This window comes from Rhizobium sp. BK399, assembly GCF_014194695.1.
Classification (GTDB): Bacteria; Pseudomonadota; Alphaproteobacteria; order Rhizobiales; family Rhizobiaceae; genus Rhizobium.
In genome coordinates this window covers 531,562-549,061 of the sequence record NZ_JACIAH010000001.1, presented here as the reverse complement: position 1 = coordinate 549,061, position 17,500 = coordinate 531,562, and the positions used below count along the sequence as shown (strand labels likewise).

Sequence of the window (17,500 nt, the reverse complement as noted above, 5' to 3'; positions counted from 1 at the left end):
TCGTCGCCTCTTCTTGGGTGAGGACAACGTACAAAACAGCTATAAAAATCAGGTATTTAAGCGTAGATAAGGTTGGGATAAATTATCCGTTCAAAAGAACATAAAAGTTTAGTGTGTCCATCAACCAAGTTTGGGCGAAGGGTTTGCTTTCGCGGGTCGCTTGTGCAGATATGAACCCCTGCCAAAAGGCCGGAAAAGGCCGTGATTGAGAGAGTGGGGAAACGGTGAAGGTGCATTCGATCGAGCAGGCGCAACGCGCGCATGGTTTACGCGCGGCACGGCGAGCGCCGCCTCAGGAAGGCGCCGGCCCCTTGAAACTGATCAAATCCGTCCTCGCGGTGTCGATCGTCGTCGCCTGCGGTGCGCTCTTGGGATGCCAGTCCGACGTCGATGGCATCGCCAAGAACGTCAAGACTAATGACATCAAGGCACCTTCGAGCGAGGTTGATGAGAGCTTTGGCGAAACCGGAGCGGAAATCACGCTGCTGCTGCCGAGGGGCACGGCGGGTATTTATGAGGGCACTGCGCGTGACGTGCGTGACGGCGCCGGCCTCGGCGTCGGCGAACTCGGCGGCAACCAGGTCTTTGTGAAGGTCGTCGACGTAGCCTCCGGCGCGCCTGCCGCCGCGACGGCCGTGAGCGCCGCCAAGGCGCGTGGTTCTGTGCTTCTCGTTAGCTATGCATCGCCGGCCGTCACCGCGGCTGTCGCCGCGATCCCTGCCGATCAGCGGCCGCCTTTGCTCAACCTCGGCGCGCCCGTGCCGCCAACATCGGGAAATGTCTACAACTTCATTTCCGATGAGATCGACAGCGCCATCGAGGGTGTGCGGGCAGCCGCTGTCAGCGGCCACAAGAAGGTGGTGGTTTTTGCGCAGACTGATTTTCCGGCTGCAGGCGAGGAACGTCTGGCAAGCGCCATCCGCGCCGGCGGCGGCACATATCTGGGGCTCACCCGTTACGATCTGACCGATGCTGCGGCTGCGGACGCCGTCAAAAGGAGCGCTGCCAACCTCCAGAATGCCGACACCGTGCTCGTCCTGGGCAAGACGGTCATCACGACGACCATTGCCGGCGCCGTAAAGGCGAGTGGCAAGACGAACGTGACCTTCGTCGGCACCAATGCCTGGCCGCCGCAGACACACTCGAATCCCTCCGTCGCCGGCACCGTGATCGCCATGGTCGAGCCCGAGGGCGCGACGATGATCGCCGAGCGCTATCAGCGTCACTACAAGCGGACGCTCTCCACCGATGCGGCTTACGGCTATGACGCCGTGGCGGTCGCCTCGGGCATCGTCCGGACAAAGGGGCCGGAAGGGGTGAACGCGCAGAACCTGACCAGCAAAGTCGGATTCCGCGGCGTGACCGGTCTCTTCCGACTGATGCCAACCGGCACCGTGGAGCGGAAGATGAGCCTCTATTCCCTCAGCGGCGGCAAGCTCACCTTGCTCGGCGCCACGCCGGCCTCGTTCTGATAGCCGCATTCCTGGGTCATCAATCCAAGGATAAATCCGCTATCATCCGGCGTCCGCGCATCGAGAATAGGCCGGCAGGTGCGTATCCTTTGCCCGGCATAACGGTAGGCTTTCGCACGCCAGCCCCTCCTGAGAGGCGGCCGATCGCCCGAGAATCCAGCCCTCACGGAGATTCCCGCCACCGTCACCTATCAAATAGGAGTCAGGGCACGAATTCACGTCTAACGGCCAGACTTGCGTTTGCTCTCACTTGGCGGCCTCGTCGGCGCCAAGCAGGTAGCCTCCGTCCCAGTGATAGATTTGCTTGTCGTCGACGGTCACCTTGACGACCGCCTGGAAACCGGCGAGCGTTCCGCTACCGGCATGAAACGCACAGGTTCCCTGCATCGGGCTGGCGGTGTCATAGGTGACGCAGTACCCGACCGCCGTGTCTCCGTTTCCGACGGCAATAACCGCCGTGCTACTGCCGAAAAGAGGGCTACCGGTCACCGGCCCATAGTACAAGATCTTGGTGCCCGCCGGGATCGCCGCGAGGTTCGATTCCGTAATCGTGCAGAAGCTCGGCGTCTGGCCGGTGTACTGGCTACATTCCTTGGAAATCTTCAGCGGTTGCATAGCCGGTGCGGCGGACGCCACGGAAGCCAGTGCCAGGATGGCGCCAGCCGACAGGATCAACAGTCTGCTCATTGCCTTGTCCCCCAGTCGAATGACTGTCGAAAATTGTACTCTCTATCGCCTCTCCTCGCAATTCGCCGCTGGGCGAGGGTTGTCATGCCTCGCCACCGCCTTCTTGCGACGAGCCTGTACGCTAAGGCCGTGCAGCCGCAAAGAAGGGCTCCGGGCTCTCCACTTCGATCAGCCGTCGGCGTTCGATCTGCCAGAACCGGTTGCCGATGGCGCGCACGAAGCTGCGGTCGTGGGAGACGACGAGGCAACTCGCCTGATGGGCCATGAGTTCGCTCTCCAGCGCTTCCTGCCCGTCGATATCCAGATGGTTTGTGGGTTCATCGAGCAGATAGAAGTTCGGTTCCGCCAGCCGCAGAACCAGCATGCCGAGCCGCGCCTTCTGGCCGCCCGAAAGCCGCCCGACCGGACGCACCTGCATGTCGATGCTCATACCGGCGCCCGCCAGCAACCCGCGAGCCCGCTGGTCGCCGACATCGAAGCGGCGAATGATCGTCTCCATCGGCGTATCGCTGTCTTTCAAGTCGGCAAGCGCCTGGTCGCTATAGCCGAGCACCAATGAAGGGGTGGCCTTGATGCCGTCCTGCGCCGTCTCTGCGCTGGCGATCGCTTTCCGAAGCATCGCGATCAGCCGCGATTTGCCGGCGCCGTTCTCCCCGAGCAGGACGATCCGGTCGCCCTGGCAGATGAACTGCTTGTCGGTGCGGAAGAGCGCAATGCCATCCGGGGTACGGACCTCCGCGTCGTCGAGTGTCACAAGCACCTTGGCATGCGTGCCCCGGTTGGCGAGCCTGATCGCACCCGCCGATCGCTCGAGGTGAGCGGGCTTGGCCGCATCCTCCAGCTTCTCGGCGCGCTGCTTCAACTGCTTGGTCTTGACGACAAGCAGGTCGCTGCCGGAGTTGATGCCGATATTGTTGAGCTTCGCCGCCTGCTTGCGCAGTTGCTCGGCCGTCTTCATGTCGCGCTCGTAGCGCCTCCGGTCGGCCGCATCCACTTCGTCCAATGCGGCCCGCGCCCGGCTGTAGGGCAGGGAGAAGACCTGCGACTGCTCCGGCCGCAGGAACAGCGTACGATTGGTGACGGCATCGAGAAAGGCGCGGTCGTGGCTGGAGATGATCACAGGCACATCGCGGGGCAGGGCATTCAGCCAATCCTCCAGGGCGGCAATCTTGGCGAGATCGAGGTGGTTCGTCGGTTCGTCGAGCAGCAGCGCATCCGGCTCCATCACCCAAGTCCGCGCCAGCATCGCCAGTCGCTGCCAGCCGCCGCTAAGCTGCCCGACCGGCCGGCCGCGCAAGGCTTCCGGGACATCGAGAGAATCGAGCACGATGTCGACGCGCCAGCTTTCGTTCGCCTGCTGATCTGCCGGCAGCGCCTGCAGGACAGCATCGTGGAAAGCTACATCAAGCAGCTTGGCCGGCACGTCCTGCTCGACGTAGCCGATCGTCAGCCCGCGCGAGCGCGTGATATCGCCTTGGGTTGCCTCCAGTGCCCCCGAGATGCAGCGGAGCAGGGTAGACTTGCCGCGGCCGTTGGCAGCGACGAGTCCGAGACGGTCGCCGGGATTGATGACGAGGTCGAGTTTGGCGAAAAGCGGTGCGCTAAGTGTGACGCCGAGATTGCGGATATTGATAAGGGTCATGATCTTGCTCTGGTCTTGCCGAACGATCACACGAGCGAGGGCATGCAGCCGTCATCGCGTGCGTGTGCTCAAGCTCGGTGGATGAGGAATTGCAGACGAGCCGAATGCCCGAACTGCTGCCACGAGAGGCAGACCAGGAAGAAAGTTTGTGAGAAACGGTCTCTGGTCAGCCCTGCAAACGCATTTGCAGGGCGTTGACGGGGCCACGTTGCCGGTTGAACCGGAAATAGTAATTTTGCACGCGACCCTCCTTTCTCTTTGAGTGCATAGGCGAAATACCATCCGGCAGGAAAAAATGCAATCGAGACGGTTGTATCCGGGCCTTCAGTAGGCGGACGCAGGCCAACTTGCGCAAGGCGGCTTGGTTGTTGTAAGCGGCCCCGACAGGTAAAATTCTGAACTCCAGGAGAAGCGCCATGGCAGGCGGTGACGACGAATACGTCTATGACGAAGTGACGGGTGAATGGCGCCCGGCTTCCGAATTGGCGGCCGCAGGGCAGGGAAATACCGAGGTCCGGGACGCTTCCGGAAACGTCCTTAGGGATGGCGACTCCGTTACCCTCATCAAGGACCTGAAGGTGAAGGGCGCCAATCAGACGCTGAAGCAGGGCACGGTCATCAAGTCGATCAGGCTGACGGACAACCCTGAAGAGATCGATTGCCGCCACGAAGCCATCAAGGGCCTTGTGCTGCGCACGGAATTTGTCCGCAAGCGCTAGGTGGTGTGCCCGTCGTCGGGCGGAGGGGCGATAAACGCCCTTTCCCTCAGCGCTTCAAGCTGCCGAGAATACCGCGCACGAGCGCTCGACCGACCTGTGTCGCCACCGTCCGGGCAACGCTTTTCATCGCGGCTTCCACGACCGTTTCACGCTGATAGCCGGAGGAGCGGGCGCGACCCTGGCTCTTGGCCTGCGGCTCGTTGTCGTCGTCACCGAAGCCCGGCAGGGTCCAGCGACCCGAGGCGCTGCCCTCGGTCGGTTCTGTCGGCTGCACCTGCTTGGCGGCATCGGAGTCCGACGCCTTCTTCGCGCGTGCCGCCAGAATCTCGAAGGCGGACTCGCGATCGAGGTCTTCATCATAGACGCCGAGCACCGGGCTCCTGTCCATGACCTGCTGACGCTCCGCATCAGTCAGCGGACCGACACGTCCGGACGGCGGGCGGACTAGGGTCCGCTCGACGATCGAGGGCGAGCCCTTTGCCTCCAGCGTCGACACCAGCGCCTCTCCGGTGCCGAGCGTGGTGATGACGGTGGCGCAGTCGAAGGCAGGGTTGGGGCGGAAAGTGTCGGCAGCGGTCTTCACCGCCTTCTGCTCGCGCGGCGAATAGGCGCGCAACGCGTGCTGCACGCGGTTGCCAAGCTGCGCGAGCACCGTTTCCGGCACATCGAGCGGATTCTGGGTCACGAAATAGACGCCGACGCCCTTCGAGCGGATCAGGCGAACGACCTGCTCGACGCGTTCGATCAGCACCTTCGGCGCGTCGTTGAAGAGCAGGTGGGCCTCGTCGAAGAAGAACACGAGGTTCGGCTTCTCCGGGTCGCCCACTTCAGGCATCTCCTCGAAGAGTTCGGAGAGCAGCCACAGCAGGAAGGTCGCGTAAAGCCGCGGGTTCATCATCAGCTTGTCGGCGGCAAGCACCGAAATCTGGCCGTAGCCGCGGTTGTTGGTCCGCATGATGTCGGTTATCTTCAGCGCCGGCTCTCCAAAGAAATGCTCGGCGCCCTGTTGCTCCAGCACCAGCATTGCGCGCTGGATCGAGGCGACCGACGCCTTCGAGATCAGGCCGAACTTGCTGGAGAGTTCCGTCGCGTTCTCTGCCATGTAGTTCAGCAGCGAGGAGAAGTCCTTGAGGTCGAGCAGCGGTAGGCCGCCCTGGTCGGCGATCTTGAAGGCAATGTTGATGACGCCTTCCTGCGGCTCGGAGGCATCCATCAGGCGGGCCAGCAACAGCGGCCCCATCTCTGCGATAGTGGTGCGGACACGGTGGCCTTTCTCGCCGAACAGGTCCCAGAAGATGACCGGGAACTGGTCGAACTCGTAGTCGTCGAAGCCGATCTGCTCGGCGCGCTTGGTCAGAAAATCCTTCGGCTCGCCCTTGGCGGCGATACCGGAGAGGTCGCCCTTGATGTCGGCGCAGAAGACTGGCACGCCGGCCCTCGAAAAGCCTTCGGCAAGCACCTGCAGCGTCACCGTCTTGCCGGTGCCGGTCGCGCCCGTCACCAAGCCGTGGCGGTTCCCGAACTTCAGGTCGAGATATTCCGGCTTGTTGATGCTGTCATCGGGATTGCGGCTGACGCCGACGAAAATCTTGCCATCCTCGAGCATTTCGAAAATTCTCCCTGCGGCTGTCGGCGCCGATTGCGTCAAAATGCGGAGCAACGTTTCCGCACGGTCATTGTAATATCGTTTGCCTGTTATAAGCAGGGAGCCCGGTGCGGACAACTGTCTGCATTAAAAGGAAAACTAGGATAAAGCCCGCTTTCGCGGCAGGCGTCTTGAGTTGCCCCGAAAGTTCGATTAACGTTGACGTTAACGTCAAAAATAGGAGGCTGACAATGAATGAAATAGTAGACCAGATCGCCGCGCGCGTGGGCATCCCCTCAGAGGTGGCCGAAAAGGCGCTCGGCATGATGCTCGGCTTCCTGCAGCGCGAAGCGGCGGACGGTCCGGTCGCCAAGATGATCGAAGCCATTCCGGGCGCCTCCGACCTCGTTGCCAAATACAACGGCGAGGGCGCGACTGGCGGCGGCGGCATCCTCGGCAGCATCATGGGCGCTCTCGGCGGTGGCGGTATCATGGCGCTCGGCCAGCAGCTGATGTCGGAAGGCCTCGGCATGGGCGAGATCACCACGCTTGCCAAGGAAACCATCGCGATTGCCGAGCAGTATGCCGGCAAGGAAGTGGTTGACGAGGTTGTCGGCTCGGTTCCCGGTCTCAGCCAGTTCGTCTAAGCGGGCGAGTCAAGCTTTCAGCGGGCGGGCCTGGTCCCGCCCGTTTGCATTGTAGCTACGGCGTTATGCCGAGCAAGGTGAGCCAGTTCCGCGACTGGTCGCTGGCTGCAGCGCGTCCGGTCGTGTCAAGCACATGAGGGCCGCAATAGCGCTCGACATTGCGCCGATCGGCATCGGTGATCTGAGGGTTGCGAGAGGCTGCGATGACCTCGCGCCAGGCGCAGCCAAGGACGGGCTCGACCACGATGCCGCGGTCGCAGCCAGTGCTCAGGCAAAAGGAGACTTTCCGTTGGCTTTCGATGCGGCCGCCGATCGCATCGGCGTAGAGGCCGGTCCAGTCGGCGCGGATCTGTTCGCAGCGCGCGGCCGCCCCGCTTTGGCTGCAACTGACCTTCGGCACGTAGCTGTCCGCTGGCGCCCAGTCGGCAACCTCGGCGAGGCTGACGCATCCACAGGCAAAAAGAGCTGCGGCAATGAACTGCAACATAGGGCCCCTTTGCTTGGCGCAAGCGCAAACGAATCACACGAGACAAGCTCAAGGATTTCTTTACTTGCTAAAGGAGCACTTCTGAAGCGCCATTGTATCGGGATCGGCGAGGCAAGCGGATCAATGCTTGCTCTTCGTTTCTCTCGCCAGCTTGAGGATCACGTCGTCAGCCGCGTCGGCCAGCGCCATTGCGATTTCTGCTGCCTTCCAACCCCGCTTCTCGCCATTGCGAATGAGCTCGAAGAGGAGCGGTTCGAACTCCGACCTGCAGGTTTCCATACGCTGATCGGAAGTCGAACGATTCTTAGCCAATTGAGTATCTACCATGTCAATACCCCAAAACCCTGAGGATAGATTTAGCAAGGCCGCGTAAGAGCGCAAGTAAATATATTAATCGAGCTTTAACAATTTCGACTAATATATGCTTTATTCGCCAAATGCTAGAAAAAACATAAGAAGGGCCCGTCGGGGTTGGACGAGCCCCGCCTTCTTTGTCGCCGGAAAAAGCAACGCGGTCAGCAAAGGAATCTTCGTTGTGCCAAGTGAAGGGGTCAATTCATCCATATTTTGTATAGCGTACCATAAATATGTTGGCGGCGATCGCGTATAAACATCTCTGAATCGATATTTATGCTCGTTATGCGAGAGTGGCATAGAAATGCCATTTGGTTTTACTTTAGTTGGGCGGGTATTTCTTAAGTTACTTTTGGCCTTGGTTGTGCGGCGCTTCGCCCAGCTGATGCCACTCCCGGCCATCGCGTCGGATGAGCTCGTCAGCACAGGACGGGCCGCTGCTTCCGGGCGCGTAAGCCTCCGGCGTTTCGCTGCTCTTTGCCCACATATCCAGGAAGGGTTGGACCGCCGCCCAGCCGGCTTCGATGCCGTCGGCGCGCTGGAACAGCGTCTGGTCACCGATGAAAAGGTCGTAGAGAAGCGACTCGTATCCGGTCATCTTGCCGATATCGAACTCGTCAGCGTAGCGGAAGTCGAGCGAGACCGGGACGGTATCGACGGAAAGGCCGGGCGACTTGATGGAGATCTCGACGCTCAACCCCTCATCCGGCTGCACCTGGATGACCATCTTGTTCGCTGGCAAATGGCGGTTGACGTCCTTCTTCCGGAACTGCGCGAACGGCACCTGCTTGAAGGTGATCACGACCTCCGTATCGCGCGCCTTCAAGGCTTTGCCCGTTCTGAGGTAGAACGGCACCCCGGCCCAGCGCCAAGTGTCGACATAGAGCTTCAACGCGACATAGGTCTCGGTGTTGCTGTCCGGCGAGACATCCTTGGTCTCGCGGAATGCGGTAATGTCGCGTCCGTCGAGCGGGCCGGCCGCATAGGCGCCGCGAACCGCGTGCGAGACAGCCTCTTCTGGCGTGTAGATGCGCAGAGCGCTCAGCGCCTTGCTCTTTTCCGTGCGGATTGCTTCGGCGCCGAAGCCGTTCGGGGCCTCCATCGCGATCATCGCCAGCAACTGGAACAAGTGGTTGGGAATCATGTCGCGCAGCGCGCCGGTCGCGTCATAGAATTTGCCGCGTGTTCCGACGTCGACGATCTCCGCCGCAGAAATCTGCACGTGATCGATGTAATTGTTGTTCCAGAGGGATTCGATCATCATGTTGGCGAAGCGGGCCGTCAGAATGTTCTGCACCGTTTCCTTCCCCAGGAAGTGATCGAGACGATAGACCTGGTTCTCGGAGATGTTGCTGAGGATATGCGCGTTCAACGCACGGGCGGAGGCTAGGTCGGTGCCGAAAGGTTTCTCGATCGCAATGCGCCGGAAACATCCCTCGGCCTCGGTGGTCAGCCCATGTGCGTGCAGCCTTTCGACCAGTGGTCCGAAAAACTGCGGCGGCACCGCAAAGTAGAAGGCGGCGTTGCAGCTCGTGAGGTGCTTCTTGATCTCGAGGAATATCGCATCTTGCGTGAAATCGCCGGAAATGTAGGAGACGCGTTGGCGCAGCCGACGCCATGCATCGTCGGTCTCCGGCCGGATCGGTTCGCTCAGGGTGGCGAGAAAGCTGTCCAGCCGCGCCACCAACGAGGCGTCATCGCCTGGTTCGATGCCGACGCCGAGAATCTTCAGGTCGTCGCCGACCAGCCCGCTCCGCGTCAGATTGATGATTGCCGGGATCAGCAGGCGCCGCGTCAGGTCGCCCGTGGCGCCAAAGATAACAAGGGTGGCTGGCGGAATGGGGGCGGCGTCCATAAAGCTCTCTCCTCGCTGTTTGTCACGACTATAGTGCGCACTGGTGCGGCGGCAAGCAGGATGCCGGCCGACCATTGCAGGGCGATGTCAGAGAGATCAGGCTGCGTTCCGCCCCGAAAGGCGGTCGCGCTGTTGTCAGCCCTTGACGGCCACCATGAAGATCCGCGGAAAACGCAGCAAGACGCGACCGTCCGACATCTTGGGGTAGGCCTTTTCGACGCGGCCGAGATAATCTGCCAGAAAGGCGTCGCGATGATCTTCGCCTGCGTGATCGAGATAAGGTCTGAGGCCCGTACCCTTCACCCATTCGACGATCGCGGCGGCATCCGCCATTGGATGATTGTAGGCGGTATGCCAGATGTCGACCCGCGCCGCCTTGGCGATCAGCCGGCTGTAGTAGGTCGAGGCCGGCGGCAGTGGCTTGCGGCGAACGCTCTTCGCCTCGAAGGCCGCCTTCCACGGGCCGGAATGAGCGGTTTCTTCCATCAGCAGATGGGTCGGCTCGGTAAGATTGTCAGGCATCTGCACGGCAAGCACGCCACCCGGCGCCAGCCCGTCCATCAGGCGATCGAAAATGTCGAGATGGTTCGGCAGCCATTGGAAGACAGCGTTTGCGAAGAGGAGGTCTGCCGGTTCGATCGGGTGCCAGGTGGCAAGATCTGCCTCGACGAAGGCCGTGCCGGGCATCCGCTTGCGCGCGGCCTCCAGCATGTTGAGATCGCTGTCCAGGCCGGAAACGCCCTCAGCGCCGAAGCGTTCGACGATCAGTTCGGTCGAATTGCCGGGACCGCAGCCGAGGTCGATGGCATGGCGCACGCGCTCGAGCGGCACTTGCGCGAGCAGATCACGCGCGGGACGCGTGCGCTCATCTTCGAATTTGACATATTGGCTGGCAGACCATGCCATGAAACGTCTCCTTGATTACGCATTCCTCGATACGCTCGACGCCGCGCATTGTCGATGTTGCGGCGACCCCGCCTGGCGAGCTCAAGGGCAAATTTTTGCCCACGGATAGCCGGCGAAGGCGAGCGCCGAATACAGTCGAGGAAACGCGACGGGCGCAGGGGTAACGCCCGAAACCGCCATGCCGTCCTTATATGACAGCAATTTTTAAGACAGGAGAGATCGCCCGAACAAGCAACTCGGGCGTCGAGGTCATGCCGCCAGGATGGTGATGCCGTGCGCATTGGCCGCAGCCTTCATGCGTTCCATTGTCTCGGTGGAAGGTGTCGCCTTTGGCGGCTCCTGCGAACCGGCAGCTTCCAGGAAGTCCGCCATGTCGCTATCGACGATCGCCGAGAACACGGCGGCGTCAGGACCGGGATTGGAATAGGCGTGCGGCTGGTTCGCTTCGATGCGGACGATATCGCCCGCTGTCGCCTGAAATTCCTCGATGCCGTTCTCGGTCGCGCGCCGGATTGTCAGCCGGCCCTCGATGATCCGGAAGACCTCCGGGCTCGCGTGTCGGTGAAGCGGCGTCCGGCTACCCGCCGGCACGGTAATGTCGAAGATATTGAGCCAGGCTCCCTGCAGACGAGCCCGTCGCTCGATCCGATCGCCCAGCACGAAGAACACCTTCGCGCTCGCCGGGGCAGGCGCTTTCACAAATGAGTTGGACATCATGTCTCGCTTTTCTTGTTCTTGGCGGCGAGCCCGTTAGACCTTTCCGAGGTCATTGGCAACCCGCTCAAGTTCGTCGATTGGCGCTTGCAGCGCCGACCGGCATTTGGGTGGTGATCCTGTCGGTATCAAGGTGGCGCGTCGTACCGCCGCATCGCGGACCTTCCCGTCCGAGGACCCGGCGTTCACCCGGCTTTGGCCGTGTGCTATCGTGAATACAATCAGCAAGCGAGGGCGGCCATGTCCGGTTTTCGAAGTGCAGTTGTCTCTTTGCCGGGGCGCGAGCGCGTCGCTCGGACGCCCTTCGGCGCCAGGATCGTGATCCACGCCACGGCCGCCGAGACCGGTGGCGCATTCGGAATGTGGGAAACCTTCACGCCGCCCGGACAAGGCCCGGCGCCCCACACGCACACGCGCGAAACTGAAGTCTTCCGCGTCATCCGTGGCTTATACCGCATTCGATGCGGGGACGATGAGTTCGATGCTCCGCCTGGAACGGTGGTCGTTCTGCCGCCGCATGTTCAGCACAGCTGGCGGAATATCAGCGACGAGCCGGGCCAGATGTTCGGGACAGTTACGCCGGGAGGCTGCGAGCAGCTCTTTATAGACATCGAGGCGCTGAATGCCGATACGCCCGAAAAAATTGCAGTCATCGAGGCCCGCCTCGGAATTGTCAACGATGCGACGTTGGCTATGGGTCTGGCGATTGCAAAGCGCGAATAGGCTGCGGGCGTAGACGTGGGGGCCACCCTTCAAGCGGCGGCGCTGACTTTTGCGTTGGTCTGCACGGCGCCTGGCGATCTCGTCGCGGGCGCCCCTCCACGCAGGTTCATCCGGCCGCAGAGAGCAGGGTGTACAACCAAATCAGAACTGCGTAATCACGCTGATCCCGACCCCCTCCGCACGGTCCAGCGTCATCAGGCCCGGTATCGCCTCCTCAAGTGTGATGCGCCGACCGATCAGCTTTTGCGGCGCGATCTTGCCCGACGTCAGCATCGCCAGCATCGCATCGTAGCGCCAGGCTTGCATCCCATGACTGCCGTAGATCTCCAACTCGTGGCCGATCACCTGCGCCATAGGGATCTTGGGTGTCGCATATTCGCCGAGCATCAGGCCGATCTGCACGTGCCGCCCGCGCCGGCGCAGGTTCTTGATTGAGTTGAAGCAGGTGACGGGATGGCCGAGCGCGTCGATGGAGACATGCGCGCCGCCCTTGGTGATTTCGCGCACGGCTTCCGCCACATCGACCACGTTGCTGGCATTGATCGTCGCCACGGCTCCGCATTCGCGCGCAAAAGCAAGCTTCTGATCGGAAAGATCGATGCCGATCGCGTTGGCTCCCAGCGCGCTGGCGATCATGATGGCCGAAAGCCCGACGCCGCCGCAGCCATGCACGGCAATCCATTCGCCGGGGCCGGTGCGTGCCTGGTCGGCGACCGCCCGAAATGATGTCGCGAAGCGGCAGCCGAGGCTTGCTGCGGTCGCGTCGTCGACGCTGTCAGGCAGATGCACGAGGTTGATATCGGCGTAGTCAATCGCCACGTATTCCGCGAACGAACCCCAATGCGTGAAGCCCGGCTGGAACTGGTTGGGGCAGACCTGCTGATTGCCGGAATGGCATTCGCTGCAATGACCGCAGCCGGAAACGAAGGGGACCGTCACGCGATCGCCGACCTTGAAGCGCATGACGCCCTTGCCTGTCGCAACCACCTTGCCTGCCAACTCGTGGCCCGGCACGTGTGGGAGCCTGATATCGGGATCGTGGCCCATCCAGCCATGCCAGTCACTGCGGCAAAGCCCGGACGCTCCGACGGCGATGACGACGCCGTCCTCGCTGGGCGTCGGGTCGGGGAGGGCGCGAATTTCCGGAGCCTTCTCGAAGGCGTCGTAGAACATGGCTTTCATCGCTATCACTCCCCGTCGTTCGCAGCGTTCGCGGCGCATGATGGCACGGCGCCTGCGTTGCTTCCAATCGCGCAATCCATGATTTTCAGTGATAGACCCATCGATGGCGTTCAACAGGTCGCGCACGAATATTACTCCCTGCAAACGCTCTTCGCCATTTTCTTGCGTAGGGTTCCGGGGCGCGGATTTCTCCTTGACCGCCTCTCTGCAGGGGGATTTTGCTCTTCTGACTTTTCAAGGAGAACGCAATGGCCGTCGATACATCGCCCCGTTCAACCACCTGGACCTACGTTGACGGAGAGTGGCTTCCCGGCAATCCGCCGCTGATCGGTCCAACCTCGCACGCGATGTGGCTTGCCTCGACGGTCTTTGACGGCGCCCGGTGGTTCGATGGCATCGCGCCTGATCTCGACCTGCATTGCCAGCGCGTCAATCGCTCCGCGATCAACATGGGCCTGAAGCCGGTCAAGACAGCAGAGGAAATCGAGGCGCTGGCCTGGGAAGGCATCAAGAAGTTCGACGGCAAGACGCCGATCTACATCAAGCCGATGTACTGGGGCGAGCATGGCTCGGCCGGCAGTGTGGTCACGGTTGACGGTGAATCGACCCGCTTCGCACTTTGCCTCTTCGAAGCGCCGCTCGGCAATCATGCGCCGAATTCGCTCACCGTTTCGCCCTACCGCCGTCCATCACCGGAAACGGCGATGACGGATGCCAAGACAGGTTCGCTCTATCCGAACAGCGGTCGCGCCATTGCCGAAGCCAAGAGCCGCGGCTTCGACAACGCGTTGATGCGCGACATGAGCGGCAACGTCGCCGAAACGGCATCCTCCAACATCTTCATGGTCAGGGACGGCATCGTCTCGACCCCGATCGCCAACCGCACCTTCCTGGCCGGCGTCACCCGCGCCCGGGTCATCGGCCTCCTGCGCAAGGCGGGCTTTGAGGTCCGAGAAATGACGCTCTCCGTCGAGGATTTCATGAACGCCGACGAGATCTTCACGACCGGCAACTACTCCAAGGTCGTCGGCATCAGCCGCCTCGACGGCCGCGACTTCCAGCCGGGGCCGGTCACCCGCAAGGCGTTCGAGCTCTACATGGACTGGGCTTTCGGTCGCAGTGAAAGCGACAGCTAAGTCTGTTGTCTCGGATCTGAATGGAATGGTCGCGCTTGCCGCGGCCATTCGGTCGGCTGTAGGGAGGAAGGGCCGAGATTTCATCAATCGAACGACCGAGAAGCCCGCGTCATGATCGTGCGCCCCCGTCCCAGCCTGCTTCAGCTCTTCTTCATTCTCCGCGGCTCGATCATCAAGCAGGTCTTTCCGCAGATTCTGCTGACCGGCTTCATCTCCTCGATCGTGGTCCTTGTCCACACCGTCTGGCCCGGGGTTCTGCCGGTCTTCAACGGCGCTCCCTTCGCGCTGCTCGGTATCGCAATCTCCATCTTCCTCGGCTTCCGCAACAACGCCTGCTATGACCGCTGGTGGGAGGCGCGCAAGCAGTGGGGGCAACTGATCTTTTCGGCGCGCCACTTCGCACGGCAGACGCTGATCCTCGAAACGGGGCAGGGCGAAGCCGGTGCCGAAGCGCGCAAACGCCTCGTCACACTCGTCATCGCCTTCATTCAGTCGCTGGTGCCGCACTTACGCGCCGGCAGCGGCCGCGAAAAGGTCGAGCGCCTGCTGCCGCCCGAACTGAAAGCGCGCTATCACGCTAGCCGCACGCCGCCGGAGGCGATTTCGCTGGAAATCTCGCGAGAGCTTGCCGATCTGCGCGCCAATAGCATGCTGTCAGACATCTCCTATCAGATACTGGATAAGACGCTTGGCGAGCTGACGCTGGCGCAGGCCTCCTGTGAGCGTATCCGCTGGACGCCGGTGCCATTTGGCTACACGCTGCTGCTGCACCGCACGGCGCACCTCTTCTGCCTGCTGTTGCCGTTCGGCTTCGATGATGTTCTCGGCTGGTTCATGCCGTTTGCCACCGCGCTGGTCGCCTACACCTTCTTCGGCCTAGACGCATTGGGCGACGAACTGGAAGCCCCCTTCGGCAATCAGCCGAACGCGCTGCCGATTGGCGCTCTTGCCGACACGATCGAGATCAATCTGCGCGAAGCGCTGGGAGAGACGGATCTGCCGCCTCTCCCGGTGCCGGTGGACTACCTGTTGATGTAAGCTCTGCGGCGCTTCCTCGCGTCGACAGAAGTCAGGGCAGGACAGGCGTGCCGGTCCGGTTGGCCGCGGTAAGGTAGACCTCCGGGGCAAAAAAGACGCCGTCCTGTTCGAAGGCCAGCAGCTGCTCGGCCTGTAGCGCCTCTTTCACCCTTGGCCGCTCGGCAACCCGCTTCATGAAAGCGGAAAGCATGGGCCATTGTCTGAGGTCGATAGCGATCCATGGCGACCAGTTCAGGCAGACGAAGAGATAGGCATCGGCCACGGTGAAATTTTCGCCGGTCAGGTAGGGCCCTTTCATATGGTTGCTCAGCCATTCCAGCCTTTTGACGAGCAGGGCGTGGATCTGGTCATGGGCGCCGGCATAGGCTGCATCGAAAAACATCACCATCGGTTTGTGCAGCTCCGATGCGATGAAGTGCCGGCATCAATTCATTGGACATTTGTACTGTTTCGCATAAAAATATGCTCGTCAAGAATTTAATGCGAAGCGGTACAAAAATATGATGGATGAGAAAAAGCGCGGCCGTCCGCGCGCGTTCGATGCGAGCGCCGCGATCGGCAAGGCGCGTGAGGTTTTCTGGGACCGGGGATTTTCCGCGGCGTCGCTGGACAATCTGAGCGCCGCCACCAGCCTCAACCGGCCAAGCCTCTACAATGCCTTCGGCGACAAGGAGGATCTTTATCTGGACGCGCTGGAGGGCTACCGGGCCGACAGCATGGTTGCGCTCGAGGACGCGCTGGATCCGTCCTTGCCGGTCCGAGAGAATCTAGCCCGGATGTATGATCGCGCCCTTGCCACCTACCTTCATGGCGATACAGCTGCGCGTGGCTGCCTGTTGATCAGCACCGCGACCGTCGAAGCCGTCCGGCACGAGCGGGTGCGCGAGGTGCTGGGCCGCAGCCTTGCTGATTTCGACCGCGCGATAGAAGATCGCCTCGCCCTGGCGATCGAACGCGGAGAACTGCCGGAGAAGACCGATCCGAAGGCATTGGCCCGGTTGGCCTCGACCATCATGCACTCGCTGGCAGTGCGGGCGCGGGCCGGGGAAACCCGTGAGGCGCTGGAAGCGCTGGCGCGCTCCGCCGTCGATCTTATCTGCGGCGTGCCGTGACGGCGCGCGGTCGCACGAGCCAGGCATAGGCGGAACCGGCAATCAAAAGCACACAGGTTCCAAGAAAGACCGCCCGCATGCCGATATGGCCGCCAATGAAGCCGCCGAGCACCGGGCCGGCGACCTGGCCGACATATTGCGACGATACCGAAAGCCCGAGGATGCTGCCAGCCGCACTGTCCGGTACGCTATGGCGGATGACCGCGGAAATGCAGGGCAGAAGCCCGCCGAGCGCGATCCCCATCAGGAAACGCAGGACGATCAGCTGCCAGGAACTGGTCACGAATGCCTGCGGGATCAACAGCACGCCGGCAGCGGCAAGCGCGCCCGCTATAACAGGCCAGTGACCGATCCGGTCGGCAAGCTTGCCGAGCCGCGAGGCCGACAGGATGCTGCCGAGGGCTGCGGCCGACATGACGATACCCGCGATCATCGTGACCTTGCGCGGGTCTTCCGCCAGTTGCGCGACATAGACGGTGATGATCGGCTCGATCGACATGTTGGCGAGCATCAGCAGCATACCGGTCGCGAGCATCGCGATGACGGGTCCCTTGTCCGGGATCGAGGCCCAGCCGCCGCTCGCCTTTGCGGCCTGTTTGCGGGCAGGGGACTTCTCTTCCTTGATCAGGAAGGTGGTGGCGAGAAACGCCAGGAATATCATCGCGCCGGCGGCGAGGAAGGTGTTGCGGATGCCGATCAACGGCGGCAGCGCGCCACCGATCAGCGGCCCGACAAGGTTGCCAGCCATGATGCCGGACGAGAGCATGCCGAGCGCCCAGGCGGAACGGTCCTTCGGCGTCTGCGTGGCAACCAATACCATCGAGCCGGACGAATAGCCGCCGGCAAGGCCGACGAACAGGCGCAACGCCACCAGCTGCCAGACATTGTCGGCCATGCCCATCAGCGAGATCGCGACCGTCATCCCGGCGCTGGCGCGCACCAGCATCAGCTTGCGCCCATAGATGTCGCCGAGGCGGCCCCAGAGCGGCGCCACGAATGCGGCGGCCAAAAAGGTCGCGCCATAGGCGATGCCCGACCATTGCACGATCGCCGCATGGTCGCTGACGCCCAGCTCCTCGACATAGAGCGGCAGGAAGGGGAGCAGCAGCGTCATTGCGACGATCGTCGTGAACGAGCCGAGCAGCGAAATGACCAGATTGCGCTTCCAGTATATCGAACCGCTGTCGACGACCGCGGCTTCCCATTTGGTATCGGTCATTTCATGGCCTTTGCATTGATCG

At 61.9% G+C, this 17,500-nt stretch carries 17 protein-coding genes and 1 pseudogene; 7 read left to right on the top strand and 11 right to left on the bottom strand.

Going from position 1 to position 17,500, the window contains the following annotated elements; all coding sequences use genetic code 11:
• Positions 1-311: 311 nt before the first annotated feature.
• Positions 312-1,472 carry a hypothetical protein gene (locus FHT97_RS02820; RefSeq protein ID WP_210296586.1) on the top strand — a complete coding sequence of 387 codons (1,161 nt, stop codon included), beginning with the start codon at positions 312-314 and terminating at the stop codon, positions 1,470-1,472.
• Between the two features lie 246 nt (positions 1,473-1,718).
• Here the strand turns inward: FHT97_RS02820 and FHT97_RS02815 are convergent, their stop codons facing one another.
• Both FHT97_RS02815 and FHT97_RS02810 read right to left on the bottom strand, forming a co-directional pair.
• The gene (locus tag FHT97_RS02815; protein ID WP_183859765.1) at positions 1,719-2,159 is read right to left on the bottom strand and encodes a hypothetical protein; all 441 of its coding nucleotides are present in this window, start codon (positions 2,157-2,159) and stop codon (positions 1,719-1,721) included.
• Positions 2,160-2,280: 121 nt separating this feature from the next.
• Positions 2,281-3,801 (bottom strand): ABC-F family ATP-binding cassette domain-containing protein, encoded by a 1,521-nt coding sequence (locus FHT97_RS02810; RefSeq protein ID WP_183859764.1) that lies wholly within the window; start codon positions 3,799-3,801, stop codon positions 2,281-2,283.
• A gap of 416 nt (positions 3,802-4,217) precedes the next feature.
• On the opposite strand from FHT97_RS02810, the gene FHT97_RS02805 reads away from it, so the two are divergent.
• Positions 4,218-4,520, top strand: a complete 303-nt coding sequence (locus tag FHT97_RS02805) for an alkylphosphonate utilization protein (protein ID WP_183859762.1) — start codon at positions 4,218-4,220, stop codon at positions 4,518-4,520.
• Between the two features lie 46 nt (positions 4,521-4,566).
• Here the strand turns inward: FHT97_RS02805 and FHT97_RS02800 are convergent, their stop codons facing one another.
• Complete coding sequence (locus tag FHT97_RS02800; RefSeq protein ID WP_183859760.1) at positions 4,567-6,126, bottom strand: helicase HerA-like C-terminal domain-containing protein; 1,560 nt, start codon at positions 6,124-6,126, stop codon at positions 4,567-4,569.
• A 230-nt stretch (positions 6,127-6,356) separates the two neighbouring features.
• Between FHT97_RS02800 and FHT97_RS02795 the strand changes: the two genes are divergently transcribed.
• Positions 6,357-6,752: a hypothetical protein gene (locus tag FHT97_RS02795; RefSeq protein ID WP_183752013.1), complete on the top strand. Its 396-nt coding sequence runs from the start codon at positions 6,357-6,359 to the stop codon at positions 6,750-6,752.
• Between the two features lie 55 nt (positions 6,753-6,807).
• On the opposite strand, the gene FHT97_RS02790 is transcribed toward FHT97_RS02795, so the two are convergent.
• The 5 genes from FHT97_RS02790 to FHT97_RS02770 form a co-directional block, all read right to left on the bottom strand.
• Positions 6,808-7,239 carry a hypothetical protein gene (locus tag FHT97_RS02790; protein ID WP_183859758.1) on the bottom strand — a complete coding sequence of 144 codons (432 nt, stop codon included), beginning with the start codon at positions 7,237-7,239 and terminating at the stop codon, positions 6,808-6,810.
• 120 nt (positions 7,240-7,359) lie between these two features.
• Complete coding sequence (locus FHT97_RS02785) at positions 7,360-7,566, bottom strand: hypothetical protein (RefSeq protein WP_040674033.1); 207 nt, start codon at positions 7,564-7,566, stop codon at positions 7,360-7,362.
• A 373-nt stretch (positions 7,567-7,939) separates the two neighbouring features.
• On the bottom strand, positions 7,940-9,448 hold the full coding sequence (gene zwf, locus FHT97_RS02780; RefSeq protein WP_183859756.1) for a glucose-6-phosphate dehydrogenase: 1,509 nt from the start codon (positions 9,446-9,448) through the stop codon (positions 7,940-7,942).
• A gap of 135 nt (positions 9,449-9,583) precedes the next feature.
• On the bottom strand, positions 9,584-10,354 hold the full coding sequence (gene tam, locus FHT97_RS02775; RefSeq protein WP_183859754.1) for a trans-aconitate 2-methyltransferase: 771 nt from the start codon (positions 10,352-10,354) through the stop codon (positions 9,584-9,586).
• A gap of 249 nt (positions 10,355-10,603) precedes the next feature.
• Positions 10,604-11,071, bottom strand: a complete 468-nt coding sequence (locus FHT97_RS02770; protein ID WP_183752007.1) for a cupin domain-containing protein — start codon at positions 11,069-11,071, stop codon at positions 10,604-10,606.
• A gap of 237 nt (positions 11,072-11,308) precedes the next feature.
• On the opposite strand from FHT97_RS02770, the gene FHT97_RS02765 reads away from it, so the two are divergent.
• Entirely contained in the window at positions 11,309-11,791 is a 483-nt protein-coding gene (locus FHT97_RS02765; protein ID WP_183859752.1) for a cupin domain-containing protein, read from the top strand.
• A gap of 141 nt (positions 11,792-11,932) precedes the next feature.
• Here the strand turns inward: FHT97_RS02765 and FHT97_RS02760 are convergent, their stop codons facing one another.
• Positions 11,933-12,973, bottom strand: coding sequence for a zinc-dependent alcohol dehydrogenase family protein (locus FHT97_RS02760; protein WP_183859750.1), 1,041 nt, complete (start codon positions 12,971-12,973; stop codon positions 11,933-11,935).
• A gap of 248 nt (positions 12,974-13,221) precedes the next feature.
• On the opposite strand from FHT97_RS02760, the gene FHT97_RS02755 reads away from it, so the two are divergent.
• Both FHT97_RS02755 and FHT97_RS02750 read left to right on the top strand, forming a co-directional pair.
• Positions 13,222-14,109: a branched-chain amino acid aminotransferase gene (locus FHT97_RS02755; protein ID WP_183752001.1), complete on the top strand. Its 888-nt coding sequence runs from the start codon at positions 13,222-13,224 to the stop codon at positions 14,107-14,109.
• 111 nt (positions 14,110-14,220) lie between these two features.
• Positions 14,221-15,147, top strand: a complete 927-nt coding sequence (locus FHT97_RS02750) for a bestrophin family ion channel (protein ID WP_183859748.1) — start codon at positions 14,221-14,223, stop codon at positions 15,145-15,147.
• A 31-nt stretch (positions 15,148-15,178) separates the two neighbouring features.
• Here the strand turns inward: FHT97_RS02750 and FHT97_RS02745 are convergent.
• A pseudogene (locus FHT97_RS02745) lies at positions 15,179-15,565 on the bottom strand (glutathione S-transferase family protein); the annotation flags it as partial.
• A gap of 82 nt (positions 15,566-15,647) precedes the next feature.
• Here FHT97_RS02745 and FHT97_RS02740 point away from each other — a divergent pair.
• A complete protein-coding gene (locus tag FHT97_RS02740; protein ID WP_183859746.1) occupies positions 15,648-16,259 on the top strand; it encodes a TetR/AcrR family transcriptional regulator in 612 nt (203 codons plus the stop codon).
• On the opposite strand, the gene FHT97_RS02735 is transcribed toward FHT97_RS02740, so the two are convergent.
• Entirely contained in the window at positions 16,240-17,478 is a 1,239-nt protein-coding gene (locus tag FHT97_RS02735; RefSeq protein ID WP_183859744.1) for a multidrug efflux MFS transporter, read from the bottom strand. The genes FHT97_RS02740 and FHT97_RS02735 overlap by 20 nt on opposite strands.
• Between the last annotated feature and the right edge of the window lie 22 nt (positions 17,479-17,500).